The sequence below is a fragment of the Paucibacter sp. B2R-40 genome, from assembly GCF_025717555.1.
Taxonomy (GTDB): domain Bacteria; phylum Pseudomonadota; class Gammaproteobacteria; order Burkholderiales; family Burkholderiaceae_C; genus Paucibacter_A.
This window is the reverse complement of sequence record NZ_JAJIRP010000012.1, coordinates 101,063-126,341: the sequence shown is the minus strand read 5'-3', so window position 1 is coordinate 126,341 and position 25,279 is coordinate 101,063. Positions and strand designations below refer to the sequence as shown.

The 25,279-nt window shown below is 64.4% G+C and carries 17 protein-coding genes; 11 read left to right on the top strand and 6 right to left on the bottom strand.

What is annotated here, in order from left to right:
• Positions 1-3: 3 nt before the first annotated feature.
• Both ruvC and LNV09_RS21465 read right to left on the bottom strand, forming a co-directional pair.
• Positions 4-552, bottom strand: coding sequence for a crossover junction endodeoxyribonuclease RuvC (gene ruvC / locus LNV09_RS21470; RefSeq protein WP_263559098.1), 549 nt, complete (start codon positions 550-552; stop codon positions 4-6).
• Positions 553-1,075: 523 nt separating this feature from the next.
• Positions 1,076-2,068 (bottom strand): LLM class flavin-dependent oxidoreductase, encoded by a 993-nt coding sequence (locus LNV09_RS21465; RefSeq protein ID WP_263559097.1) that lies wholly within the window; start codon positions 2,066-2,068, stop codon positions 1,076-1,078.
• Between the two features lie 138 nt (positions 2,069-2,206).
• Here LNV09_RS21465 and LNV09_RS21460 point away from each other — a divergent pair, with 138 nt between their 5' ends.
• Positions 2,207-3,205, top strand: a complete 999-nt coding sequence (locus LNV09_RS21460) for a 2-hydroxyacid dehydrogenase (protein WP_263559096.1) — start codon at positions 2,207-2,209, stop codon at positions 3,203-3,205.
• 33 nt (positions 3,206-3,238) lie between these two features.
• Here LNV09_RS21460 and LNV09_RS21455 read toward each other — a convergent pair whose 3' ends face one another.
• Positions 3,239-3,970, bottom strand: coding sequence for an SDR family NAD(P)-dependent oxidoreductase (locus tag LNV09_RS21455; protein ID WP_263559095.1), 732 nt, complete (start codon positions 3,968-3,970; stop codon positions 3,239-3,241).
• Between the two features lie 133 nt (positions 3,971-4,103).
• Here LNV09_RS21455 and LNV09_RS21450 point away from each other — a divergent pair, with 133 nt between their 5' ends.
• Positions 4,104-5,243 carry an ABC transporter substrate-binding protein gene (locus tag LNV09_RS21450; protein WP_263559094.1) on the top strand — a complete coding sequence of 380 codons (1,140 nt, stop codon included), beginning with the start codon at positions 4,104-4,106 and terminating at the stop codon, positions 5,241-5,243.
• Positions 5,244-5,266: 23 nt separating this feature from the next.
• Here LNV09_RS21450 and alkB read toward each other — a convergent pair whose 3' ends face one another.
• A complete protein-coding gene (gene alkB, locus LNV09_RS21445) occupies positions 5,267-5,905 on the bottom strand; it encodes a DNA oxidative demethylase AlkB (protein WP_263559093.1) in 639 nt (212 codons plus the stop codon).
• Positions 5,906-5,966: 61 nt separating this feature from the next.
• Between alkB and LNV09_RS21440 the strand changes: the two genes are divergently transcribed.
• From LNV09_RS21440 to LNV09_RS21400, 9 genes are all read left to right on the top strand, one after another.
• The gene (locus tag LNV09_RS21440) at positions 5,967-7,400 is read left to right on the top strand and encodes a hypothetical protein (protein WP_263559092.1); all 1,434 of its coding nucleotides are present in this window, start codon (positions 5,967-5,969) and stop codon (positions 7,398-7,400) included.
• 92 nt (positions 7,401-7,492) lie between these two features.
• Positions 7,493-10,048: a coiled-coil domain-containing protein gene (locus LNV09_RS21435; RefSeq protein WP_263559091.1), complete on the top strand. Its 2,556-nt coding sequence runs from the start codon at positions 7,493-7,495 to the stop codon at positions 10,046-10,048.
• A 95-nt stretch (positions 10,049-10,143) separates the two neighbouring features.
• Positions 10,144-13,689 (top strand): exodeoxyribonuclease V subunit gamma, encoded by a 3,546-nt coding sequence (gene recC, locus LNV09_RS21430; protein ID WP_263559090.1) that lies wholly within the window; start codon positions 10,144-10,146, stop codon positions 13,687-13,689.
• Positions 13,686-17,501 (top strand): exodeoxyribonuclease V subunit beta, encoded by a 3,816-nt coding sequence (gene recB, locus LNV09_RS21425; protein WP_263559089.1) that lies wholly within the window; start codon positions 13,686-13,688, stop codon positions 17,499-17,501. The genes recC and recB overlap by 4 nt, the downstream gene beginning before the upstream one ends.
• Positions 17,498-19,495, top strand: coding sequence for an exodeoxyribonuclease V subunit alpha (gene recD / locus LNV09_RS21420; RefSeq protein WP_263559088.1), 1,998 nt, complete (start codon positions 17,498-17,500; stop codon positions 19,493-19,495). The genes recB and recD overlap by 4 nt, the downstream gene beginning before the upstream one ends.
• 2 nt (positions 19,496-19,497) lie before the next feature.
• Positions 19,498-20,772 carry a metallophosphoesterase family protein gene (locus LNV09_RS21415; RefSeq protein WP_263559147.1) on the top strand — a complete coding sequence of 425 codons (1,275 nt, stop codon included), beginning with the start codon at positions 19,498-19,500 and terminating at the stop codon, positions 20,770-20,772.
• 58 nt (positions 20,773-20,830) lie between these two features.
• A complete protein-coding gene (locus LNV09_RS21410) occupies positions 20,831-21,532 on the top strand; it encodes a DUF3313 domain-containing protein (protein ID WP_263559087.1) in 702 nt (233 codons plus the stop codon).
• Positions 21,533-21,568: 36 nt separating this feature from the next.
• On the top strand, positions 21,569-21,799 hold the full coding sequence (locus tag LNV09_RS21405) for a hypothetical protein (RefSeq protein WP_263559086.1): 231 nt from the start codon (positions 21,569-21,571) through the stop codon (positions 21,797-21,799).
• 393 nt (positions 21,800-22,192) lie between these two features.
• Positions 22,193-23,281, top strand: a complete 1,089-nt coding sequence (locus tag LNV09_RS21400) for a hypothetical protein (protein WP_263559085.1) — start codon at positions 22,193-22,195, stop codon at positions 23,279-23,281.
• Between the two features lie 318 nt (positions 23,282-23,599).
• On the opposite strand, the gene LNV09_RS21395 is transcribed toward LNV09_RS21400, so the two are convergent.
• Together LNV09_RS21395 and LNV09_RS21390 are read right to left on the bottom strand one after the other, a co-directional pair.
• On the bottom strand, positions 23,600-24,613 hold the full coding sequence (locus LNV09_RS21395) for a phosphatidate cytidylyltransferase (protein WP_263559084.1): 1,014 nt from the start codon (positions 24,611-24,613) through the stop codon (positions 23,600-23,602).
• On the bottom strand, positions 24,610-25,239 hold the full coding sequence (locus LNV09_RS21390; RefSeq protein WP_263559083.1) for a lysophospholipid acyltransferase family protein: 630 nt from the start codon (positions 25,237-25,239) through the stop codon (positions 24,610-24,612). The genes LNV09_RS21395 and LNV09_RS21390 overlap by 4 nt, the downstream gene beginning before the upstream one ends.
• Between the last annotated feature and the right edge of the window lie 40 nt (positions 25,240-25,279).

Below are 25,279 nucleotides of genomic sequence, written 5' to 3'. Positions count from 1 at the left end.
TGCTCAGTAAGTGCGCCCGCCTTTGAACTGCGCATGCTGACGGCGCTGCAAGGTCGTGCTGCGGCTCATCGCTTCGAAGGACACCGCAGCATGGGCATGCATGATGGCCAGGCCCAGCGCATCGGCCGCGTCCTTGCCGGGCTCGCTGGGCAAGCTCAAGAGCCGCTGCACCATCGCCTGCACCTGCTCCTTGGCCGCGTGACCATGGCCGACCACGGCTTTCTTCATTTGCAGCGCCGTGTATTCGGACACCGGCAAATCGTTTGAAACCAAGGCCGTGATGGCCGCGCCGCGTGCCTGGCCGAGCAGCAAGGTCGACTGCGGGTTGACGTTGACGAAGACGATCTCGACGGCCGCGCAATGGGGCTGATAGCGTGATGTCACCTCGCGCACGCCGTCGAAGATGATTTTGAGCCGCGCCGGCAAATCGCCGGTCGCCACCGCACTGGTCTTGATGGTGCCGCTGGCGACATAGCTCAGGCGCGGGCCGTCAGCGTCGATCACGCCAAAACCCGTCGTTTGCAGACCGGGGTCAATACCAAGAATACGCAAGGTTCAGATCCAACAAGGTTTGAGTTTGGAAAGGGTTTCGGTGCAGGCTCATGTTCACGCAGCGAAGGTGAAGCTGCGCCAGTGCCGGCCCGCGCCAAAACCAGGTGTTCGCAATCCAGGGTCGACGCCAAAAATTCTCATAGCTCGGAGTGTCGCAGTTCACGAGGAGGCCTTGGATCGAGGCGAGCCATTGAGGCGGTAGCGCATTGGGTGAAGCGAAAGCCTGGAAGGGATAAATACGATGGCTGAGGTTCTCGCGCAGCCGGGCCAGGAGCAAATTTCATTCACGCAGCCTTGCGGCCAAGCGGCTCCGGCTGCCTTGGCTGCGTTGAAATGGGTGCTTGATTTGAATCGGAACAAATGGCTCGATTGAACGGAACACGCCCCTCGGTATGCCCTCGTGCGCAATGCTTTGCCGGTGGCGCGCATGGCCGCTGCTGGCTGCGAAGCAATCCGGACGCTGGGTGCGCGGACAAGCTCCACAGGGCGGCGCGGGCAAGGTGTGATGGGTTTGGCTCTTGGCTTATTCGCCGAGCTTCAGTTCCGCCAGCAGTTGATAAGAACGCAATCTGGCCTGCGCATCATGCACCGCGCAGGCGACGATGAATTCCTCCACGCCCGTGCGTGCTTGCGTTGCCCGCAGGCCAGCGGCCACCGTGGCGGCCGAGCCGACCAGCGACTCGGCCAGCATGCGCTCAACGCCGGCTTGTTCTTGCGCCGTCCACAAACCCGCCATGCTGTCCACCGGGCGCGGCAACAGCTCGCGCTTGCCGCGCTGCATGCCCAAAAAGCGCTGCTGCAGCGAGGTGAAGAGATAGTTGGCCTCGGCGTCGGTGTCGGCAACGATGATGTTGATGCCCATCATCGAGTAAGGCTTGGGGTGCTGCGCGCTGGGCCGGTAATGGCTGCGGTAGAGCTCCAAGGCCTGCATCAACTGCTCCGGCGCGAAGTGCGAGGCAAAAGCAAAGGGCAGGCCCAGATAGGCGGCCAGCTGCGCGCTGTAGAGGCTGGAGCCGAGCAGCCAGATCGGCACCTCGGTGCCCTGGCCGGGCACTGCCCGTACGACTTGACCTTCGCGCTCCGGGGCTAGATAACTCTGTAGTTCGATGACGTCCTCGGGGAAGCGGTCTTCGCCCGCGCGGTCCAGATGGCGGCGCAGCGCGCGCATGGTCGGCCCGTCGGTGCCGGGCGCGCGGCCCAGGCCCAGGTCGATGCGGCCAGGGAAGAAGGTGGCCAGCGTGCCGAACTGCTCGGCAATCACCAGCGGCGCATGGTTGGGCAACATGATGCCGCCGGAGCCGACCCGAATGGTTTGCGTCGCGGCCGCCAGCTGGCCGATCACCACGGCCGTGGCCGAGCTGGCGATGCCGTCCATATTGTGGTGTTCGGCGACCCAAAAGCGTCGGTAGCCTAACTGCTCGGCATGGCGGACCAGGGCGATGCTGTTGGCAAGCGCTGCCCCAGCGTTGCTGCCTTCGACGATTGGGGCGAGATCAAGTATGGATAGCAGTGGCATGACTTGCATCTTACGCAGACTTCAATCAATCCACGATTCCGCTGCGGCTTGGCTGGGCTATGCCATAGTGGCGAGGTCGTCGAGGCCATGATCGCTCGCTGCGGCAAGCTTGTTGGCCCCGCTTTGGAGAGCGAAAAAATGAAGATTGCCGTGTTCAGCGCCAAGCGCTATGACCGTGAGTTTCTGAGCGCGGCCAATACCATGGCGCAGGCCGGCCACCAGCTGCACTTTTTCGATGCGCCGCTGGATTTGGACTGCGTCGCGGTGGCGGCGGGTCACGAGGCCGTTTGCATCTTCGTCAATGACAAGGCCGACGCCGAGGTGCTCAAGGCGCTCGCCGGCGGAGGCACCAGGCTGGTGGCGCTGCGCTGCACCGGCTTCAACAATGTCGATTTGAAAGCGGCCGCCGCCTTGGGGCTCAAGGTCGTGCGGGTGGTGACTTATTCGCCTTACTCGGTGGCCGAGCATGCCGTGGCGCTGCTGCTGGCGATCAACCGCAAGGTGCACCGTGCCTACGCCCGCACCCGCGATTCGAACTTTGCGCTCGACGGCCTGATGGGTTTTGATCTGCACGGCAAGACGGTCGCCGTGGTCGGCACCGGCAAGATTGGCCTGGTGTTCGCAGGCATCATGCGGGGCTTTGGCTGCGAGGTGATCGGCTATGACAAATTCCCTTCGCAGGCATTTTTGGATCTGGGCGCGCATTACGTCGCGGCCAGTGAAATCGGCGCCCGGGCCGACATCATTTCGCTGCACTGCCCTTTGACCCCGGAAACGCAGCACATCATCAATGCGCAAACACTGGCTGGCATGAAGCGCGGCGCCTTGTTGATCAACACCAGTCGGGGCGGTTTGATCGATACCGAGGCCGCGATCGAGGCGCTCAAAAGCGGCCGGCTCGGCGGCCTGGGGCTGGACGTGTACGAGCAGGAGGCCGATTTGTTCTTCCGCGACCTGTCCAGCACCATCATCTCGGACGATGTGTTCCAGCGCCTGCTTTCATTCCCTAACGTGATCGTCACCGGCCACCAGGCCTTCTTCACCGAAGAGGCCATCAGCACCATTTGCGAAACCACCATCCACAGCGTGACGCAGTTCGCCACCGGCCAGACCTTGAGCGACGAAATCAAGATTTGAACGTCGAGCCGCATGCGAGTGTTTTCGACTTGCCTAGATCTGCACATGCGCCACCGAGCCGCCGTCGACATACCAATTGGCGCCGGCCACAAAGCTGGCAGCCGGGCTCGATACAAAGGCGACGACGCGGGCAATCTCTTGCGGGCTGGCCAGTCTGCCGAGCGGATTTCTCTGCTGCACCTGTTGATAGGTGGCCGGCTCTTGCGCGCGGACCTTGTCCCAAAACCCGCCTTCGACCAAGGTATCGCCGGGCGAAACGGTGTTGACGCGAATTGAGGGCAGCAGCCGCAAGGCCAGCGACTTCATGTAATGCGCCATTGCGGCCTTGGCGGCGCCATAGGCGGCGGAGTTGGGCGCCGCCAGCGAGCCGGCCTTGGAGCCGATATAGGTGATGGCGGCGTTGGCAGAGCTTGCCAGAAACGGAATGGCCGCCTCGGTCGTCGCAACGGTGGCGCGTATATCGGTCGCGATCGCATCGTCCCAGTTGGCGGACAACGCGCTCACATTGGGGATGAAGATATCAAACGCGCCCAGCGCCGAGAACCATTGCTGAACCCGGCCGGCATCGCTGACATCAAGCGAAACGCCTTGCACGCGCCCAGGCAAGGTCGCGCAATCGGCCTGCGCTGCATGCACGCTAGCCTGGCCGCGCGCACAGAAGTAGACGTCGCAGCCTTCCTCGGCCAGCACGCGCACGATGGCGGCACCGATGCCGGATGAGCCGCCGGTCACGACGGCTCGCAAGCCGGCAAGTTTGAGGTCCATGGCGTCTCCGTTCAGGGACAAAGTCTTAGGTCTTCCAGCCGCCCTGGCCCGGCAGTCAACAGCGCACAATCGTCGTAGACTAGTCCAAGTCTGCTGGACACTGGTGTTAGCGGTCGTCAATATACAAGCCCCGATGTTCAAAATCCTTGCCCTGTGTTTGACGATAGGTCTGGCCTTGATCGGCGGCGGGACCATTTGTGCAGCGGCACGCGAGCCGAACGCGCCCAGCGAGCCCGGCTCAGCCGAGATTCGGATCGGCAGCTCGGCGGCCTTGAGTGGCCCGGCGGCTTTTCTTGGCGCGCGCTTTCATGCGGGTGCCGGGGCCGCCCTGATGCATGCCAATGCCCACGGCGGCGTGCATGGCGCCAAACTGGTCGTCGATCTGCTTGATGATGCCTATGAGCAAGGCCGAGCCGAGACCCATACGCGCAGGCTTGTCGAAGACGCGCGTGTGCTGGCCTTGTTTGGCTATATCGGCACACCCACCAGTTGGGCGGCGCTGCCCTATGTCAAACGCAGCCATATCGCCTTTGTCGGCGCCTATACCGGGGCCGAGATGCTGCGCGAACCCGCCAACCCCTATGTGTTCAATGTCAGAGCCAGTTATGTGGACGAGGCGAACAAGTTGGCCGGTGCGATGCAGGCGGCCGGCGTCAAAAGCATCAACGTGCTTTACCAAGCCGATGTGTTTGGGCGCAGTGGTCTGGAGGCGATCAAGGCCGCGACAAGCCCGCTGGGCATTCAAGTCAGGGCCGTGGCCAGTGTGAAGCGCAATAGTGCCGAGGTCGCGTCTGAGGTCCGGCAGCTGATCCAGGACAGTCACAGCGATGCGGTCTTCATGGTCAGCAGCTATGCGACTTGCGCGGCCTTTATCAAGGCTGCGCGCCAGACCGGCTACAGCGGGCATTTCTACACTCTGTCGTTTGCGGGCCGGGAGCCTTTGTGGCGGGCCTTGGGCAAGCAACTGGGCGGCGTGACGATTGCGCAGGTCGTGCCCGATGCACAGGACGCGTCCATTCCCTTGGTGGCGGCCTATCAAAAGGCGATGCGTGAGACCGGTGACATGCACTTTGACTCGATCAGCCTGGAGGGCTATATCGCCGCCACCGTGCTGACCGAAGGTCTGCGCCGCAGCAAGCCGCCGCTGACGCGTGAATCAATCAGGGACGGCATGGCCGCTTTGGGGCGGCTCGACCTGGATGGCTTCGTGCTTGAATACGGGCCAGGCAAGCGCGGCGGCTCGTCCTTTGTGGCGCTGAAGGTCAAGCCCTGAAACTGCCGGGCCAGCGCGTCCACTCAATCGGCGCGCCGCAGCGTCAGGTTGATGCGCTGGCGCCCCAACACTGGGTGTTCGCCATCGGCCAAGGGCAGCACGCCATGAAAGCGCAGCCGCGACGGCCCGCCCCAGACCAGCGCATCACCGTGGCGCAGCGTCAGCCGGGCGGGCTTGTCGGCCCTCGTGAGGCCGCCGAACAAGAAGGTGGCGGGCAGACCGAGCGAGATCGACACAATCGGCTGGCTGAAGTCACGCTCGTCGCGGTCCTGGTGCAGGCTCAGGCGATTGCCCGGCAGATAGCGATTGATCAAGCAGGCGTCGGGTCTGAAATCGGCAAAGCCGGCGCGCTGCGCAGCCTCCGTCGCCAACTGCTTGATCATTGCCGGCATCGAGGGCCAACACCGGTCGGAGCGTGGGTCCAGCGCCTGATAGCGATAGCCGCGCGCATCCGAGACCCAGCCCAGTTCGCCGCAATTGCTCATCGCCACTTGCATCAACTGGCCGCCCGGCGTGTGCAGTTGGCGCAGCGGCGCCTCGGCCAGCACCTCGCCCACGGCCTCCAGCAGCGCCGCCGCTGCGCCCAAGGCAAAGCCCGGCAGCAGCCAAGCGCCGGGGGCAATGGCGAGGTCGGTGTCGAGGGGGAAGAGATCGGCGTTCATGGATGCAGGTGGGTGGCCGCCAAGTAGACTGCGCCTAATTCAGGATTTAGCTCGGCTTACATTGTTCCTCAAGCACAACATCCCACCAGCACCGCATGGGCCGCCGTCCGCGGCAGGCGACCGCCTGCTGCGTCAATGCTTGGCCTTGGCGGTCTTGCTGCATATCTGGTTGGTGCTGATGTTTGGCAATGCGACCGGCACCGCGCGGCCCGGCGACGGCGTGTGGGGCCGGCTCAACGTCACTTTGGTGGGCAACAGGGACGAAACCGGCAGCGCAGCCCCGCAGCTCAGGCCGCCTTTGCCGGAACTCAGCGGTGGACCGGTCGGCCAGGCCAAGCAGCAGCGCTTCGGCGGCAGCGTCAGGCCGATGGAAGATCCGGCCCGCAAGACGCCACGGCCGACGACGCCGGGTGCTGCCGAACTTGGCAACTGGCGGGCCGAGCGGGTCGAGTCGGTCGCGCCAGTCGATCGAGCCGAGGCGCCCACGGCGGCTGCGGCAACGACAGCTGTGCCGGCTCAAGCTCAGGTCGAAGCCAGCCCCCCGCCGCTGATGATGGCCGCGCCGGCCGCTCAGAATGCCGTGACGCGAGCCAGGCCAGCGCCTATGACCGGCTTGAGCCCATCAAGGGCGCTCGCGCCGTTGCCATTGGAGCCATTGCCCTTGCCGCAGGCGCGGGTGATGGTGATGGAGGCGGCGCCGGCTAGCGCGATCGCGCGCGCCAAGGCCGAGGCGATAGGACGCGTTGTGCCAACCCCCGAGCAGCCCGATCAGCCCAAGCAGCCGCAGCAGCCACGCCAAGCGAGCCGGCTGAACCCAGCGCAGCTCGCGCCCAGCCCGCTGCCGCCAGTGTCGCCATTGCCACAATTCAAACCGGACAGTTTGCCTGCGCCTGTTGCTTCACCCCTGCCTGTTGTGACACCCGCGCCTGTGCTTGACGCAAGTCCCGCCCAGGTGGCTGAGCCCAGCAGCAAGCAGTTGACCGCACCCTCGGAATTGAGCCGCCAGGTGGCCAATGAAGTCAGAGCTTTGGCGCCTACGCCGCCGGCCCAGGCCACAGCGCTGGCGCCGCTTCCGGCAAAGGCCGATGCGGCGGTCACAGTGCCCGGCGCTGTGTCGGCGGCCACGCCATCTTCCTCCCACATGTCCAATGCCGCCGCGCCCAGCCTGTTGCCGGCCGTGACCAGCCCGGGCTCACCTGAAGCCGGGCCGCGCCTGGGTCAAGATGTGGCGACGCCGGCCTCCGCGGCGGCGAAACCGCCGCCTTTGAATCTCAACCTGCCGCGCCCGCGTGGCGGCGAGTTGTCCAGCCGGGGTTCGAGCGGGGTCTTGCAACTGCTGCCGGCGCCGCCCGAGCGCAAGTCCAAGCTGAGTGAAGACATGGAGAAGGCCGCCAAGGAAGATTGCCGCAAGGCCTACGGCGAGTCCCTGGGTCTGTTGGCTGTGGTGCCGCTGGCGCTGGATGCGGCGAAGTCCAACAAGGGCTGCCGCTGGTAAAAGTACCGAACCATCGGGCGCAGGCCCACAGCACGGGTTTGTAGGGGCTTCTACGCGGCGATTGGCGTGAGCCGGGCGGGCACAATGCGGGCATGACGGCGCATGATGGCTTTGACCCCAATTCGATACTTCAGGATTTCACCGAAATGCTGCGCGAGCGCGACAAGCCGGTGGACCTGTCGATCTCGCAGGCGACGCTGAACGCCAACAGCGCGCCCAAGTCGGGTGCGGCCGCGCACAAGGCGTTCGCCGGCCAAGCGGCGCGCCCCACTCAGCGCGCCGGCGAGCGGCCCGGCGCGGGACGCTGGGATATGCATGACGTCACCGATGTCGAAGACCTGCTCGAACGCCGTCCGGCCCTGAACGCACCTGTTCGGCCGGAGCTGCTTGAAGAAGTCGTGATCGAAGCCGGGCCCGCAAGCGAAGCGGACGAACTGCTTGAATTGGAACGCCAAGCTGCAGCGGCTGCCCTGCAGGCCACATTGGCCGCCGAGCGACTCGCCGAGCGCCGCCAAGCGCTCGCGGCAGCGCAAGAAGCTGCGGCTCGAGAAGCTGAAGCAAAAGAAGCCGCAGCGGAGGCTGCAATGGAGGCTGCAAGAGAAGCAGCAGCAAGAGCGGCCGCCGAGCGCGCTGAAATAGAGCGCGCCGAAATAGAGCGAGCAGAAAAAGAGCGCTTGGCCGCCGAGCAGGCCGAGCAGGCCCGTCAGGCGGTCGAGCTTGCCGAACAGGAGCGAGCCGCTGCCGCTCGCATGCTGGAACAACGCCTGGCGGCCGAGCGCGCGGTGGCTGAACTTCAGGCGGCAAAGGCCGCTGCGCAGCAGTTGGCTGCCGAGCAAGAGAAATTGGCCCAGCAGCAGCAGCGGCTGCTGGCGGAGCAGGCCCGGGTCGCGGCGGCCGAACGCGAGGCTCGCGAGCAGGCTGCCCGAGCTGCCGCAGAACTCGCCGCTCAAGCCGCCGCTCAAGCCGCCGCTCAAGCCGCCGCCCAGTTGGCCGCCAAGGAGGCAGTCAAGGAGGCCAAGATCAAGCAGGCCGCTGAAGCTGCTGCCCAGGCTGCAGCTGCGCGGCAAGCGGCCCAGGAGCGGGCCAAATTGCTCGCGCAGCAGGCGGCTCAAGCCAAGGCAGTCAAGAAGCAGGCGGAGCTGGACGCCAAAGCGGCGCGCCAGGCACAGCTGGCTGCCGAGAAGCAGCAGTTGACGGCGCAAAAGGCCGCCGCCCGTGCGGCGGCAGCTCTCCAGAAAGATCAAGCCAGCAAACTGGCGCTTGAGCAAAAGAAGGCAGCGGCTGCAGCAGTAGCTGCGACCCGTGCGGCTGCGCAGTTGGCGCAGGAAAAAGCCAAGGAACAATCTGCCCTCAAGGCTGCCGATCAAGCTGCCGATCAAGCCGCCAATCAAGCCGCTAAAAAGGCTGCTGAAATCGCCGCCGAGCGAGCCGCTCTCGAGGCCGCAGAGCAAGTCAAGCGCGAGCGGGCCGAGCAGCAGTTGGCGGAACAACAGGCCAAACAACAGGCCGAACAGCAGGCCGAACGCTTGCTTGCAGAGCAAGCGGCGGCTCGCCAGAAAGCCGCAGCCGAGGCCGAGGCGCAAGCACGGGCTGAGGCTGCCGCACAAGCCCGGCAGGCCGAGCAGGCGGCCCGCCAGGCGGCGGAAAAACTGGAGCGCGAGCGCTTGGCCGCGCAGCGGCGCGACGCGGAAAAGCTGTTGGCCGAGCAGCAAGCGCTGCGTGAACGGGCCGAGGCTGAGTTGCGGGCCCAAGCCCTGGCTGAAGCCCAAGCCTTGGCTCAGGCCCAAGCTCAAGCCCAAGCGCAAGCCCAAGCCCAAGCGCTGGCGCAGGCGCAGGCCAAGCTCGAGCAGCAAATCGAGCAGCAAAAAGCGCGCGAGGCCAACGAGGCCAGGGCAGCCGAAGAGGCGCAGCAGGCATTGGCGCTGCAAAGGCAAGTCGAGCAGCAGCGTGAAGCGCAGCGATGCCTTGACGCAGAACTGGCCCGTGCTGAGCAAGCTCGGCGCGAGCAGGCCGAGGCCCAGGCGTGTGCGCTGGCCTTGGCCGAGGCCCAAGCCATGCAGGCTTTGCGGGCCAAGTTGGCCGAACAAGCGGCTGATCAGTTGGCCATGGAGCGCCAAGCTGAGCAGCAGCGCGAGGCCGCATTGCAGCAGGCCAGGGCCGAGCAACAAGCGCAACATGATCTCGCCGAAGCCGCCGCCCAGGCGCAGGCTCGCTTTGCCGCGCAGGCTCAAGCGGAAGCAGCGGCAGAGCAGGCTCAAGCTCAAGCTGAAGCCCAGGCCCAGGCGCAACAAGCCCGAGCCGAGGCCAAAGCCAAACTTGAGGCGCAGGCCAAGCTCGATGCAGCGCCCTTTTTGCGGGTCGATTTGCCGCGCAGCGCTGCGCGCGCCGATTTGGATTTATCCAGCATCAGCCTGCCCAAGATGGCCGTGCCGACAAGCAGCCGGGCCGATGCCAATTTGGATCTGGGGGGCTTGTTGGCGCAGGTCGCGGGCACGGCCCGCCAAGCGGCGCCGGCGGAGCCGGCATGGCAGCCGGGCGCGGCCTTGCGAGAGGCGCTTGACGAGCAGCGCCGGCCGCGCGGCCACGAGGATCTGGATCTGGGTGCCTTGACAGTCGACCCGGCCAAGCTCAAGCCTCGCAAAGGCTAAAGCTCAGGCCGAGCTTGGCCCCACAATGCCAAGCCAAGACCAAAAGCATGGCCGGCCACTCGCGCTACAGCGACCGATCAGGGATTTCTCGATAGATGACAACAACAATCACCCCGGGGCTGCTGGTCCTGCATGGCAACCGCGCTGAGTTGCTCGGCGAAGCCGTGTTCGAGTGGCTGCGCCGCCAAGCTTTGGACCCGCTGGAGGAAGAGATCTTCCTGGTGCAAAGCAATGGCGTGGCCGAGTGGTTGAAGATGACGCTGGCCGAGCAAAACGGCATTTGCGCCGCCACCCGGGTCGAGTTGCCGGGGCGCTTTCTCTGGCGCTCCTACCGCCAATTGTTGGGTTTTGATGCGGTGCCGGCGCTCTCCAGGCTGGATAAATTACCAATGACCTGGGGGCTGATGCGGCTCTTGCCCGAGTTGATGGCCCGACCCGGGTTTGAGCCCTTGGCCGGCTTTTTGCGGCTGGGCGGCATGGAGCGGCGGCTGCAGCTGGCCTCGGCGCTGGCCGACCTGTTTGACCAATACCAGGTCTATCGCAGCGACTGGCTGGATGCCTGGGGCGCGGGGCTGGATGTGTTGCCGCGCTTGCTCGGCGAAGATGCCCGCAGCGCGCAGGCCTTGCCGCCCGATCAGGCGTGGCAGGCCGCACTTTGGCGCGAGTTGCAGGCGCCGCTGAGTGACGCCGAGCGGGCCAGCTCACGGCCGCAACTGCACCAGCGCTTTGTCGCGGCGCTGCAAGCCGGCCAAGGGCCGCTCGCGGCAACGGAAAGCCCGCTGGCGCGGCGCGTTATTCTGTTCGGCATGAGCCATGTGCCCATGCAAACGCTGCAGGCGCTGGCCGCCCTGTCCGAGCATTGCCAGGTGGTGCTGGCGATCCCCAATCCCTGCCGCTATCACTGGGCCGACATCATGGATGGGCGCGAGTTGCTGGCGTCAAAGCGGCGCCGCCAACCGCTGCGCCAAGGGCTGGATCTGGCCGCCTTGTCGCTGGAAGAAATGCATGCCCATGCCCACCCCTTGCTGGCCAGCTGGGGTCGCCAGGGGCGCGATTTTGTGCGTCAGCTGGATGGCTTCGATGATGTGCTGCAGGCCCAAGAGCGCTTCCAGGTCAGCAAGGTAGATTTGTTTGACGAGTCGGTCGGTGACAGCTTGCTGAGCCAGGTCCAAGCACATATCCGCGACCTGACCCCGCTGGCCGAACACCCGCACCTGGCGGTGGCGGCCAATGACCGCTCGATCGTTTTCCACATCGCCCACAGCGCCCAGCGCGAGGTCGAGATCTTGCATGACCAGTTGCTGACATTGTTGGTCGAGGCCCAGGGCGCACTCTCGCCGCGCGACATCGTCGTGATGGTGCCCGACATCGAGTCCTTCGCGCCGGCGGTCCGCTCGGTCTTCGGGCAATTCGGCTTTGGCGCGCGCAGCAGCGACAAACGCTTCATCCCCTATGACATCGCCGACCTGAAGGAGCGTGCCAACAATCCGCTCTTGGTCGCGCTGGAATGGCTGCTGCGCCTGCCGCAGCAACGCTGCCGGCTGAGCGAGTTGCAGGCCTTGCTGGAAGTGCCGGCGATTGCGGCGCGTTTCGGCCTGACGCTGGACGACTTGCCGCGCCTGAATCAATGGATGGAGGGTGCCGGCATACGTTGGGGCCTGGACGCGGCCCAGCGCGCCAATATGGGGCTGGCCGCCTGTGGCGAGCAAAACAGCCTGGTGTTTGGCCTGCGCCGCATCTTGCTGGGCTATGGCGCTGGCGAGGGGCCGGCCTTCCAGGGCATTCAACCCTATGCCGAGGTGGGTGGCTTGAGCGCGGGTTTGGCCGGCTCGCTGGCCGATTTGGCCGCCGCGCTGGAGGCCTGGTGGCAGCTGGTCGCCGCCCCCGCCGAGCCAGCCGAGCCAGCCATTTGGGCCGAGCGCGGCCGCCAATTGCTGGCGGACTTCTTTGCGCCCAGCAATGAGGCCGAAAGCCTGACGCTTGCGGCTGTGCAGTCGGCCATGACGGCGTGGCTGGACGTCTGCGCCTTGGCCGGCTTTGACGAAGCCGTCGAGCTGGGCGTCGTGCGCGAAGCCTGGCTCGAAGGCCTGGACGCGCCGACGCTGAATCGCCGCTTCAAGGCCGGCGGCGTGACCTTTTGCAGCCTGATGCCTATGCGCGCGGTGCCCTTCGAGGTGGTTTGCCTCTTGGGGTTCAATGATGGTGACTACCCGCGACGTGCCAGCCGCAGCGACTTCGATTTGATGGGCCTGCCCGGCCTTGCGCGCCCGGGCGACCGCTCGCGCCGCGATGACGATCGCCAGCTGATGCTGGAAGCCCTGCTGTCCGCGCGGGCCAAGCTCTACATCAGCTGGAGCGGCCGCAGCGTGCGCGACAACAGCGAGCAGCCACCCTCGGTGCTGGTCTCGCAGTTGCGCGACTATCTGCAAGCCGGCTGGCACAAGGACGTGCTCCAGGCTTTGACCACCGAGCATCCGCTGCAGCCCTTCAGCCGGCGTTATTTTGAGTCGGCTCCAACGTCGCCCCAGGCAGGTTTTTTCACCCATGCGCGCGAGTGGCGCGATGCGCATGTGGCGCCGCAGCCGCACACACAAGCTGAGGCCGAGGGCACGCCGGCAGCGCCAGAGCAAGACGCCGCCGAGGCGCCACCGGCGCTGACCGTGAGCGCGCTGGTGGCGTTTTTGAAAAACCCGGTCAAGGCCTTCTTCAAGCAGCGCTTGCTGGTGCAGTTTGACGAACAGGCGCTGGCGGCCGAGGACGATGAAGCGTTTGCGGTCGCCGGTCTGCTGGAATATTCGATGCTGCGAGAGCTGCTGGACGAGTTGCTGGTGGGTTTGGATACAGCGCAGGACTTGCCCGAGCGGGTGGCCGCCTACACGGCACGCTTGCGCCGAGCGGGGCGCTTGCCGATGGCCGAGCAGGGCCGGCGGGTTGAGCTGAAATTGGTCGCGACGCTCACGCCGATGTTGCAGGGCTGGCTGGCGCTGCATGCGCTCTATCCGCTGGCGGCGCCCAAGCAGTTGTTGCGTTTTCCTTTTGAGACCGCTCAAGCTGCTCAGGGCGGGCCGCCTTTTGAGGACTGGCTGGCCGACTTGCAGTGCCAAGAGCTGGGCGGGCAGCGGGTCTGGCTCGGTCTCACGACCAGCCGGCTGTGTCTGAACGAGAAGACCCAGGCCATCTACCCCGAGCGCCTGCTGGAGGCCTGGGTGCGCCAGTTGGCGGCCAGTGCTTGCGGTGTGCCGCTGCGCGGGGTGTTGATCGGCAAGGACGCGACGGTGACGTTTGAGCCCTTGCCGCTGGAGCAGGCACAGAGCTTGTTGGCTGAGCTCTTATCGGCCTGGGGCCAGGGCATGGACGGCGCGGACGCGCCCTTGCCGCTGGCGCTGAGTACCGGCTTGGCGCTGGTCAGCGGCAAGGGGGATGCTGCCCAGGTCTATGAAGGCGGCCCTTATCGCCAAGCGGCCGAGGGCGACGAGCCCTGTTTGGCGCGCCTGTATCCCGACTTCGCCGCGCTCAGCACCGATGGTCGTTTCGAAATTTTTGCGCAAGCGCTGTATGGCCCGTTTCATCAATGGGTGCTGAGCAGCGCCAAGCTGGAGCTGCATCAGGCAGCGAGCTTGCTGGAGGGCACATCGGCGTGAGTGAAGACAAACAAAATTTGCTGGACGCCGGCAGTTTCCCGCTCTGGGGCAGCCGGCTGATCGAGGCCAGCGCCGGCACCGGCAAGACCTGGACGATTGCCGCGCTCTACCTGCGCTTGGTGCTGGGCCATGGCGGCGAGCAGGGCACCGAGCAGGGTTTCGGGCGGCCGCTGCTGCCGGCCGAGATATTGGTGATGACCTTCACGCGCGCGGCGACACGCGAGCTGTCGGATCGCATTCGGGCGCGCTTGCTGGAAGCGGCGAAATGCTTTCGCGGCGAGGCCGAGGTCGCCGCGCATGACGGGCTGCTGCAGGGCTTGCTGACGGACTATGCAGACGCAGGCCAGCGCAGCGCCGCCGCGCGCCGCTTGAGCCTGGCAGCCGAGAGCATGGATGACGCGGCCGTGCACACCATCGACGCCTGGTGCCAACGCATGTTGCGTGAGCATGCTTTTGACAGCGGCTGCTTGTTTGATGAAGAGCTGATCGGTGATGAACAGGCGATGCTGCTGGAAGCAAGCCAAGACTATTGGCGTGCCCAGCTTTACCCGCTGGGCGGCGCGGCGCTGGATCAGGCGCTGGCGGTTTTCGGCAATGTCGAAGCCTTGCAGGCCGACGCCCGCGCCCTGGTCGGCCAGGGTTTGCCGGCCGAAGCGGCGCTGCTCGCGCAAACACCTTTGTCGGCCTTGATCGAGCGCGTGGCCGCCGAACGCGCGGCCGGGCTGCAAGCCTTGAAGCTGGGTTGGGCCGAGCGGGCCAGCACCATGCAGCTTTGGCTGGACGCACAAATGGCCGCTGACAAAGCCTGCCCATTCAACAAGTCCAAGCTGCGTCCCAACTTCTACCAGCCCTGGCTGGCTGCGTTGTCGGCCTGGAGCCAGGACGCGGCAATGCAGGAGATTGCCATCTCCGACGCGGGGCGCGCGCGGCTGACGCCCGCCGGCTTGGAAGATGCGCTCAAAGGCGATGCTTCATTGCCACCCTTGCCTGCGGAGTTCGCCGCCTTTGAGACCTTGTTGGCCGCCATGGCGGACTTGCCGGCCATGGCGCCACCACTGCGCCTGCATGCGGCCAGCCTGATCGCGCAGCGTCTGGCGGCGCTGAAGGCAGCTTCGGGCTTGTTTGGTTTCGCCGATATGTTGACGCGCCTGGATCAGGCGCTGGACCCCGCGCAGGGGCCGAGCGCCGAGCGCCTGCGGGCGCGCATATTGGCGCAATATCCGGTCGCGCTGATTGACGAGTTTCAAGACACCTCGCCCCTGCAGACGCGCATATTCGATCGCCTCTACCGCATCGAAGCCAACGCAAGGAGCAGTGCTTTGCTGCTGATCGGCGACCCCAAGCAGGCCATTTATGGTTTTCGTGGCGCCGATATTTACAGTTACTTGGACGTGCGCGCCAAGACCGCCGGCCGCCACTATGTGCTGGGCACCAATCACCGTTCCACCGAGGCTTTGGTGGAGGCGGTGAATCAGGTTTTCGAGTTTGCCGAAGCGCGGGCAGGCGAGGGGGCATTCAGGTTTCGCGACCTAGGCACCGGCGACAGCCCGCTGCCTTTTGTCGGCGTGGCGGCGCGCGGCCGAGCCGAGCGCTTTGTCCAGGCCGGCGGGCCGGTGCCGGCCCTCAAATGGGTGGTCGATGAGAGTCTGCTGGATGCGGGCAGCAGCCAGCGCCTCTTTGCGGCGCGCTGTGCCGAGCAGATGGTGCATTATCTGAATGATCCTGAGGCTGGATTTTTTGACGCAGGCAAAGGCGAATTCAAACGGCTGGCGCCGGCCGATATGGCCGTGCTGGTGCGCACCGGACGCGAGGCTGCCGCAGTGCGCCGCGAGCTGCGCCGGCGTGGCGTGGCCTCGGTGTATCTGTCGGACAAAGACTCGGTCTTTGCCAGCCCCGAGGCGAGTGACCTCTTGCGCTGCCTGCAGGCGGTCGCTGCGCCGCTGGACATGCGCTTGGTGCGCGCCGCGCTGGCGACCCGCTTGCTGGGCTTGAGCCTGAGCGAGCTGGCCGCCTTGGCCACCGACGATGAGGCCTTTGATGCGCGCAGTGACGAACTCAGGGCGCTGCAGGGCATTTGGCAAACGCAGGGCGTGCTGGCAATGTTGCGTCAGTTCTTGCACCGCTTGCAATTGCCGGCACGCTGGCTGAACCAAAGCAGTGTCGGCAAGGGGGGCGAAGCCGGCGCAATCGGTAAGACCGGCGAAGCCGGTCAAGGCGAACGCCGCCTGACCAACTTTCTGCATCTGGCCGAGTTGCTGCAGGCGGCCAGCGGTCTGCAAAGCGGCGAGGCAGGCTTGATCCGCTGGTTGGCGGCGCAGATCGAGCAAAGTGGCGTGGCCGGCGCCAGCGCGGCCGAAGACGCGGTCGTGCGCCTGGAAAGCGATGCCGATTTGGTCAAGCTCGTCACCGTGCACAAGTCCAAGGGTTTGGAATACCCGCTGGTGTTCCTGCCTTTTGCCGCGAGTTTTAGAGCCATCAGCAAGGCGCGCAGCAGCTATGTCAAACAGCCGGACGCCGAGGGCCATGCGCAGCTCTACCTGCAACCCAGCGATGAACAGATTGCCCAGGCCGACGTCGAGCGTCAGCGCGAGGACTTGCGGCTTTTGTATGTGGCGCTGACGCGGGCTCGCCATGCGCTGTGGATCGGCGTCGGCGCACTCAAAGTTGGGCAGGGCAAGGACTGCGTGACCTACCGCAGCGCGATCGGTTATGTGCTGGGCGGCGCGCAGCCCTTCGAGGCGCAGCAGCTGCAGCAGTTGGCGCGCGAGTTGGCCGCCGGCAATCCGCAAATGGCCTTGATGCCGGCTGCGCGCGCGCCCGAGCTGGGTCCGAGCTTGCTGCAGCCACGCGGCGCATTGCCGCCTTTGTTGGAGGCACCGGCGTATAACGCTGATTTTGAGCGGCGCTGGGGCATCGGCAGCTTCTCGGCCTTGGTGCGAGCCATGCCCAGTCCAGCGCTGTTGTCGAATGCGGCGGCGCGTGCCGATGAACCGGGCGATCAAGGTGTTCAGAGCGCTCAAGGCGTTCAAGGCGATCCCGCGGGCTCGACCGAGCCGCTGACGCAGCCCTGGCACAGCTTCCCGCGCGGCGCGCTGGCAGGCAATTTTTTGCATGATCAGCTGGAATGGCTGGCCGGGGAGGGCTTCCACAGGCTGGCGCATTCGCAGGATCTGCAAGCGCAGTTGCTGCGCCGCTGCGAGCGCCAGGCTTGGGGTCATCATGCGCAGGATGTGTTGACCTGGCTGCTGCAGCTGTGCTCGACGCCTTTGCCCGAGCTCGGCGCGGCCTTGAGCGAGTTGCGTCGCCCTTTGCCCGAGATGGAGTTCTGGTTCCCCTCGAACCAGTTGCAGTCGCAAGCGCTTGACGCGCTTTGCCGCCGCCATCTGCTGGGCGGTCTGGCTCGCCCGACGCTGCCGCAGCGCCAAATGCACGGGCTCTTGATGGGCTTCGCCGACCTGGTGTTCGAACATCAGGGTCGCTATTTTGTGCTGGACTACAAGTCGAACCATCTGGGCCCCACGGACAGTGATTACGGCGAGCCGGCGCTGGCCGCGGCCATGGCCGAGCATCGTTATGACCTGCAAGCGGCGCTTTACCTCTTGGCCCTGCATCGTTTGCTGCGGGCCCGCTTGGGCACCAGCTATGACCCAACTCAGCAACTCGGCGGTGCCCTCTATTTCTTCCTGCGCGGCCTGCAAGCGCCCAGCCGGGGCTGCTTTGTGCTGCGGCCGCCCTTGCAGATGCTGGATGAGCTTGATGCGCTCTTGCAAGGCAGCGCAGCGCAATTTGATGCGATCGGAGCCGCGCCATGACGCCCCTGTTGGCGACCTTGAAACAATGGACCGAGCAGGGCTGGTTGCGCCGGCTGGACGCGGCTTTTGCCGCCTTTGTGGCCGAGCAGCAGCAGGAGGCACCGCCGCTGCTGCTGTTGGCGGCGGCCTTGGTCGCCCATCTGGAAGGGCGCGGCCACAGCTGTGTGGCGCTGGATCTCCTGCTGCAAGACAGCGAGGCCGTGCTGGGATGGAAGGCGGACGCTGCCGAGGCCTTGCGTTTGATGCTGCAAGAGCAGCTGCCGGCCGATCTGCCGAGCTGGTTGGCTGCGCTGCGCGCGAGCCCGCTGGTTTGGGTGGAACAAGAGGGCCAGCAAGGCGGTAGCGAACCACTGGTCTTGAGCGGCGCCAAGCTCTACCTGCGCCGCATGTGGTCCTGCGAGCAAAAGGTGGCGCAGCAAGTGCTGGCACGGGTTGCCGTGGCCGACCGGCCCCAGCAGAGCGAGGTGCGACGCTGGCTGGACCTGTTGTTCCCCGAGACGGGCGCCGAACCGGCGTTGGACTGGCAAAAGCTGGCCTGCGGCTTGGCGCTGAATGCCCGCTTGGGACTGATCACCGGCGGCCCGGGCACCGGCAAGACCTATACCGTCGCGCGCTTGCTGGCGCTGCTGTTCGCCGTTGACCCCGAACCGCAGCGTCTGCGCGTGGGCCTGGCTGCGCCCACCGGCAAGGCGGCGACGCGCCTGAAGCAGGCCATAGACTCGGCGCTGGGCGACTTGCAGACCCAGCTCGGCGCCAGCTTGGCGCTGCAGCAGTTGGCGACGCAAATCGGCCCGGCGCGCACCTTGCATTCGATGCTGGGTGCACGCCCCGACACGCGCAAATTCAAGGCCGACGCGGCCCACCCGCTGGCGCTGGATGTGCTGATCGTCGATGAAGCATCGATGATCCATCTGGAGATGATGGCGGCCTTGCTGGAGGCGCTGCCCCCCGGCTGTCGCTTGATCTTGCTGGGCGACAAGGACCAGCTGGCCTCGGTCGAGGCGGGCGCTGTGCTGGGCGATCTTTGTACTGACGCCGAGCTGGGGCGTTATTTACCCGCAACGGCGGCCTACGCGCAAGCCGTCACCGGGCAGGCAATCGCGCCCGAGTATCTGGCGAGCCAAGCTTCCAAGCTGTCCCAGCAAACCGTGATGCTGCGCCGCAGCCACCGTTTCGGTGGCCCGATCGGCCAATTGGCGCTGGCCGTCAACCGGGGCGATGCCCGTTCGGCGACCGAGCTGCTGCGTCAGGGGGAGCGCGAAATCCTGCATGAGCTGCAAGCGCCAAACTTGGCCGCCTTGCTGCGCCTGGCGGTGCAAGGCCGGCCCGGCGCCGAGGGCGGCTACCGCAGCTATTTGGAATTGGTCAAACAAGGCCCGGCACAGCCCGATGCGGCCGACTTTGAGCAATGGGTGGGCCAGGTCTTGACGGCTTTTGAGCGCTTTCGCCTGCTGTGTGCGGTGCGCGAAGGGCTGTTTGGCGCGCTAGGTCTGAATCAGGCGGTCGAGCAGGCTCTGCTGGAGCAGCGGCTCTTGGTCAAACGCGGCGAATGGTACGAAGGTCGCCCAGTGATGGTGACCCGCAATGATGTCAGTCTGGGCGTCTTCAACGGCGACATCGGCATCGTTTTGCGGCCGCAGCGCCAGATTGGGCCTGAGGGTGAAGCGACGAGCCAGCGCCTGCGGGCCTATTTCTCCGACGGCGCCAAGCTGCGCTCGGTGGCGGTGAGCCGGCTGGCCGATGTCGAGACTGCGTTTGCGATGACGGTGCACAAATCGCAAGGTTCGGAGTTTGAGCACACCGTGCTGGTGTTGCCCACCGAGCCGAGCCGGGTGCTGACACGTGAGCTGGTCTACACCGGCATCACGCGGGCGCGCAAGGCTTTTACCTTGGTCAACGGCTGGCCGCCGGGCTTCACCAAAGCGCTGGCGCTGCGCACGCGGCGCGCCAGCGGTCTGTTGGACCGTTTGGCTGATAGCCGGGAGCAAAGCTGATGATTAAATTTATCCACACCGCTGATATTCACCTCGACAGCCCTTTGTGCGGCCTGGCCAGTTACCAGAATGCACCGGCGCAAGCGCTGCGCGGCGCCAGCCGGGAGGCATTCACGCGGCTGATCGACGCGGCCATCGACGAGGCGGTCGACTTCATGGTGATCGCCGGCGACCTTTACGACGGCAACTGGCGGGACTACAACACCGGGCATTTTTTCGTGCGCGAGATGGGCCGCCTGAATCAGGCCGGCATCCCGGTCTATCTGCTCTACGGCAATCACGACGCCGAGAGCGAGATGACCCGCCGTTTGACGCTGCCGGCCAATGTGCATCTGTTCGACAGCCGCAAGCCGGTAACGCACAAACTGGACGCATTGAGGGTCGCGCTGCATGGCCGCAGCTTCAAGGAGGCCGCGACGATGGAAAACCTCGCCGCCGGCTATCCCGCGCCCGTTAGTGGGTGGCTCAATATCGGCGTCTTGCACACCGCGCTGGAAGGCTACGCTGCGCATGCCCGATATGCGCCTTGCTCTGTCCAAGAGCTGCAGGCCAAGGGTTACGACTATTGGGCGCTCGGCCATGTGCATGAACATGCGGTGCTGAGCGAGGCGCCCTGGGTGGTCTTCCCCGGCAATCTGCAAGGGCGGCATATCCGCGAGGCGGGGCCGCGCGGCGCGGTCTTGGTAACAGTGAGCGAGGCCGGCATTCAAAGCGTGGAGCGCTTGATCGTTGATGTCTTGCGCTGGGAGCGACTGGCGGTGGACGTCAGTGCGGCGGCCGATCTGCCGGCGGTGCTCAGCTTGACGGGTCAGGCGCTGGAGGCCTTGTTGCTCGCGCAGACCGGCGCCTGGCCACTGGCGGTACGGGTGATATTGGTCGGGCGCACGCCGGCACATGGCGCCTTGTTCGGTCTGGAGGCGCAGCTGCGCGAAGAAGTGTTGGCACAAGCTGCTGCACTCGACAGCGATCGCTTGTGGATAGAAAAACTCAAGATTGAGACCTCGCCGGCCTTGGATGCCGAGCAAATAGCGGCGCGTGCCGACGCCATCGCCGATTTGCAAGCGCTGTTGGCCGAAGTGCCGCAAGACGCCGACTTCATGCGCAGCCTGGCCGAAGACCTGCAGCAGTTGACGGCCAAGGCGCCGCTGGAATTGATCGAGGCGCTGCCCGAGTTCAAGGCCATTCGGGCTGGTGATGTGGCGGACATCGTGGCGGCGGTGGCGCCGGCTTTGTTGGCCCAATTGGCGCTCGCGGAGCAGGGTCAAGGCGGCGCCTAACGCGCGTTTTCGGTGCAAAATGGCACTGCCATCACTGGCTCATCAAGAGGAGGTTTTCATGCGTCAATGCCATATTGGCAGCGTCCTGCTGCTGACTTTAGCGATGGTGAGCCCGCCCTCGACTGCGGGCGCCGCCAGCAAGGCCGAAACCAAGTCGGCCGTCAATGAGGTCATGAGTCATGATGGGCTTGAGCAGCGCAAGTCCAAGGACGCCGATTTGGTCTACGCTCGGCCGGGTACTTCCTTGGCAGCCTATACCAAGGTGATGTTGGGTCCGGTTGATGTGGCCTTCTCCAAGAACTGGGACCCCAAGCGCCCTGGCAGCAATTTCCGTATCAGCGCCGAGGAACGTGAAGAAATCCGTTCCGGCGTGGCCAATTTGGTGCGGGAAGAATTCGTCAAGACCTTGCAAGCCAAGGACGGCTACCAGGTTGTGGAAACTGCTGGGCCGGATGTACTGCGGCTCAAGGCCAGCATCATCAATCTCTACGTGAACGCGCCCGATGTCAGCACGGCCGGCCTCACCCGCACCTATGTGAGCTCGGCCGGCGAGATGACCTTGGTGTTGGAGGCCTTTGACTCCGAGACCGGCCAAGTCTTGTCACGCATGGTGGATCGCCAGGAGTCGAATATTCGTGGCGGTCAGCTGAGCTGGAGCAACCGCGTGATGAACCAGAGCGAAGCTGAGCTGATCGCTTCGGGCTGGGCTCGCAAGCTGCGTAAAGCGCTCGACAAGGCGCATGCCGTCGGTAAACAGTAAAGTAGCGCCCAATTCAATCGCCACAGGAGTGCCAATATGGCCACACAATCCCCCGCCCAGAAAATCGACATCAAGGCCATCGCCTCCGACAGCGGCGTTGCCGTCGAGGCCTATGACACCTATGACACCGACGAGGAAACACTGGCCGCGGCGCACCGCTTTGCCGCCGGTGTATTGAACCGAGTCGCGGCTATTTGCGAGCACAGCCCGGGCAAGACCTTGGACGCGGCCGCCTTGCGCAAATTGGCGCAGGGTTTGCTGGGCTGAGCAGCCGCACAAAGGCCAAAGGTCGGTTTGAAGGCTTGGGTGCAATAAACGGCTTGGACAATTGACGAGGTATTTATTGTCTGGAAGGCAGTTCTAGGCGCATTGGAGTCGCTCGGAAATGGCGGCGAAGTGTCCATAGTGGGTATTCAGTACCGCTGTACAGCCATCGCGAAAGAACCTCAATCTACTAAACATAGGCAATGATTGAGGCCGGGCACCCAGCCTTAGCCCAACACGGCCTTCCCCAGCCAGCGGCAGTTAAGGGTGCAGATCCCTCGTTGATGAGTGACTACCTGCCGCAGCTGGCAATAAGCGCATCTGTCGGTGACAGAAAGTGAGTCGGCGAGATTGAGATGTCATTTCAAATTCGCCACGCAGTAAGATTAGGCGCCTATGCAGAACACATCTGACTCGCTGCTGTTGACACTCGGCCCAGGCGATTCGCTCACACGGGCGCAGTTGGCGCTTGATGAGCACCGCTGGTCTGATGCGATCACGCAGGCTCGCCAAGCGATTACTGTGTCACAGGCGGAAGGCAAACAGCCTCTGGCCTATTTGGTTCTCGCTCGAGGACTCTGGCATGTCGGTGATTTGGTCGAGTGCTGCCGTTATGCCTTGCGGTCGGAAGCTTTGGCCACGAACGGTATCGACGATGCCGGTGCAATCAATGCGGCGACTCTTGCCGCCTTCGGACTCACAGAACTGAATCTTGAACTGCATGCCCTGCCGCTAGCCCAGCGCGCCCTTGCGACAGCACAGAAGCAAGAGCTCTACCAGCAACTGCCACAGGCGCTGTCATGTGCGGCTCATGTCTATGCGCGGATGTCGGACCTCGACAATTCGGATGCCTTGCATATGCGTGCACTTTCGCTAGCGCGTGAGACCAAGAGTTGGCCTGCCCTGCAAATGGCCTATGACAACTTACTCGTCTCTTTCGTCATCATGCTGAGAAATCTGGAGCAACGAGGTGACATGCATGGAAAACAGGTGGTCGTTGACCGGTCACGGCTATACACCAGCCACGTCCGAAGCCTGCTAGGCAACCTGGAGCTCGAAGAATGGCGTCGAGGTAGCCTGATGCACAACCTTGGCGAACTACTTCTCGTTTCCGGCGAATTGGACGAAGCACAACTCTTGCTTCAAGAAGACCTTGATAGGACCCGAGATATGGCTCAGGGCTACTCGGACGCTCTGGCGGCACAGACCGCGATGGCTGAGCTGCACCACCGTCGCGGAGAGCCCGAAGCGGCATTGACGCTTCTCGGTGAAAGTTTGACCTCATCTTCATTGGGCGAGGCCGGTTATCGTCGACAGTTGCTTTGTTTGCAGATAGCCGAGTCCAGCTACCAGAAGCTCGGTCGCGCGCTAGAGGCCAAGATCATGGCGGGGCGGATTCAAAATACATTGCAACTTCATGAGCAGATGCGAGGGTTTGCAATGCAAATCCTTCCCCGCCCAACTGAAATTTCCCAGTCTTTTTAGCACCGGCGCCGAATTGAGCCAATGTTGGCACCAACGCCGACAGTCCGTTGATCCGCGCGGATTGACTGATAGCCCGCACTGGTGCTGAAGAAATGGTCACCAGAGATGGCTCACTCAGATGTCCGCACAGTGGCTCAGTTCTGAGCCGGCGCCACCAACCTGTCGCAGGTTGAGCAGTCAGACGGCCCTCGAACACGCTAATGACCGGTCCCGACAGAAGCCATCTGTACAGCCACTAAAACTGGTTGACGGGATTCAGCCTTCCAGCGACGGGCGACAGCAATGGGCACTTTGTAGTCGCCCATTGCCTGCCAACGCTCACAGCGCCAACTGGAAGTACCAGCGCACGGAATGGAAGAACACAGGGGCGGCAAAGCAGAGCACGGCGATGCGGTCGAGCAGGCCGACCGCGCCGGTGATGGCACTGAGATTGCCCCAGTTGTGCACGCCCGCGTCGCGCTTCAAGGCCTGCATGATCAGCCCGCCGAAGCTGCCGGCACCGGCCGCTACAAAAGCCATCACCATCGCTTGAGGAGCCTTGAACGGGGTGATCCAGAACAAAGCGCCTCCGGCCAGACCGGCCGCCAAGGCGCCTATCCACCAAGCCCGCATCGAAAAATCGCGGCTGATCTGGCGCGCCAACGGTCGCCTGCGCAGCCGCCTGCTTGCAGTGAGTTGCGCCGATTGGCCGCAAGCCACCACGGCGACCAGGAAGAACAGCAAAAAGGCCCCACTGCCCAAGTACCCCGGAAACTCCAGCAGCAGTAGCGCCGGTGCATGCGACAAGCCGTACACGCAGACCATGATGCCCCAGTGGATCTTGGCGTTACGTTCCAAAAAACGCGCCGGGTCGCCGGCCAAGGCGCTGACCACCGGAATTGCCAAAAAGCTGTAAACCGGCACCAACACCGAGAACAGATCAAAGTGCAATCCGCCGGTCAATGCGTATTGCAAGGGCAAGATTACAAAAAAGGCCAGCAGCAGGCTGCGATGGTCGCCCCGGCGCGTGTGCAAGAGCGTGATGTATTCGCGCAGCGCCAGAAACGACAAGACACCGAACAGCAGCGTGGCGCCTATCGGCCCGGCCACCCAGGCCAGCCAGAAAATGCTGGAGCTGACCCAGGCCAGCCGCAATTCATGGGCAAAACGTTGACGTCGCAGCTGGCTTGCCAGGGCTGCGGGGTTGTCGCCGGCTTCGCGCAGGCCATTCAAAAAACTGCCTATGCTGGTCAACAGCAACACGCCGAACAGCAGCACAAACAGCAAGCCGACCTGCTGCGATGGCGTCCAAGAGCTTAACGGGTTAGGTGCAGTGAGCCAGGCCCAGTTCATGGTCGAGCTCCATCCGGGCGCAAGGCCAACACCGCAGCGCGGGTCCGTTCCAGAAACGCGCGCTTTTCTTCGCCGGGCTGCAGTTGCATCGGTGCGCCAAAAGTGACGGTGCAAAGAATCGGCACCGGCACCACTTCTCCCTTGGGCATCACGCGTTGCACATTGTCTATCCAGGTCGGAATCAATTTGACTTGCGGGAACTGCTCGGCCAAGTGGAACAGACCGGCCTTGAAGGCTTGTGGCTCACCTTTGTTGGAGCGCGTGCCTTCGGGGAAGATCACCAGCGAGTCGCCTTGGCCCAAGGCCTCGACCAGCGGCTCTAAAGGGTCTTCATCCGGTGTGGAGCGGGTGCGCGAGACATAGATCGCGTTGAACACCGCGCTGGTAATCCATTGCTTCAAGGGACTGCTGGTCCAGTAGTCGCGTGCGGCGATTGGCCGGGTTTGCGCGCGCAAGTCGCCAGGCAGCGCGGCCCAGATCAAGACCCAGTCGAAATGGCTTTGGTGGTTGGCAAAATAGATGCGCTGCTCCGCCATCGGCGGGCAACCCTTCCAATGGCCTTGCGCGCCGGTGATCAGCCGGGCGATGCCGGCCAGCGCCAGGCCGGTGAATTGAGCTAAGGTCATGGCGCCATGGTAGCGAAGTTTCTGTGACGGGCTTCAAAGC

Bases quoted from the DNA above. Each gene is read 5' to 3' on its own strand.
- LNV09_RS21465 (WP_263559097.1), bottom strand. From the start codon at position 2,068: ATGCCACTGCTATCCATACTTGATCTCGCCCCAATCGTCGAAGGCAGC.
- LNV09_RS21460 (WP_263559096.1), top strand. From the start codon at position 2,207: ATGAAGATTGCCGTGTTCAGCGCCAAGCGCTATGACCGTGAGTTTCTG.
- LNV09_RS21455 (WP_263559095.1), bottom strand. From the start codon at position 3,970: ATGGACCTCAAACTTGCCGGCTTGCGAGCCGTCGTGACCGGCGGCTCA.
- LNV09_RS21450 (WP_263559094.1), top strand. From the start codon at position 4,104: ATGTTCAAAATCCTTGCCCTGTGTTTGACGATAGGTCTGGCCTTGATC.
- alkB (WP_263559093.1), bottom strand. From the start codon at position 5,905: ATGAACGCCGATCTCTTCCCCCTCGACACCGACCTCGCCATTGCCCCC.
- LNV09_RS21435 (WP_263559091.1), top strand. From the start codon at position 7,493: ATGACGGCGCATGATGGCTTTGACCCCAATTCGATACTTCAGGATTTC.
- recC (WP_263559090.1), top strand. From the start codon at position 10,144: ATGACAACAACAATCACCCCGGGGCTGCTGGTCCTGCATGGCAACCGC.
- recD (WP_263559088.1), top strand. From the start codon at position 17,498: ATGACGCCCCTGTTGGCGACCTTGAAACAATGGACCGAGCAGGGCTGG.
- LNV09_RS21410 (WP_263559087.1), top strand. From the start codon at position 20,831: ATGCGTCAATGCCATATTGGCAGCGTCCTGCTGCTGACTTTAGCGATG.
- LNV09_RS21405 (WP_263559086.1), top strand. From the start codon at position 21,569: ATGGCCACACAATCCCCCGCCCAGAAAATCGACATCAAGGCCATCGCC.
- LNV09_RS21400 (WP_263559085.1), top strand. From the start codon at position 22,193: ATGCAGAACACATCTGACTCGCTGCTGTTGACACTCGGCCCAGGCGAT.
- LNV09_RS21395 (WP_263559084.1), bottom strand. From the start codon at position 24,613: ATGAACTGGGCCTGGCTCACTGCACCTAACCCGTTAAGCTCTTGGACG.
- LNV09_RS21390 (WP_263559083.1), bottom strand. From the start codon at position 25,239: ATGACCTTAGCTCAATTCACCGGCCTGGCGCTGGCCGGCATCGCCCGG.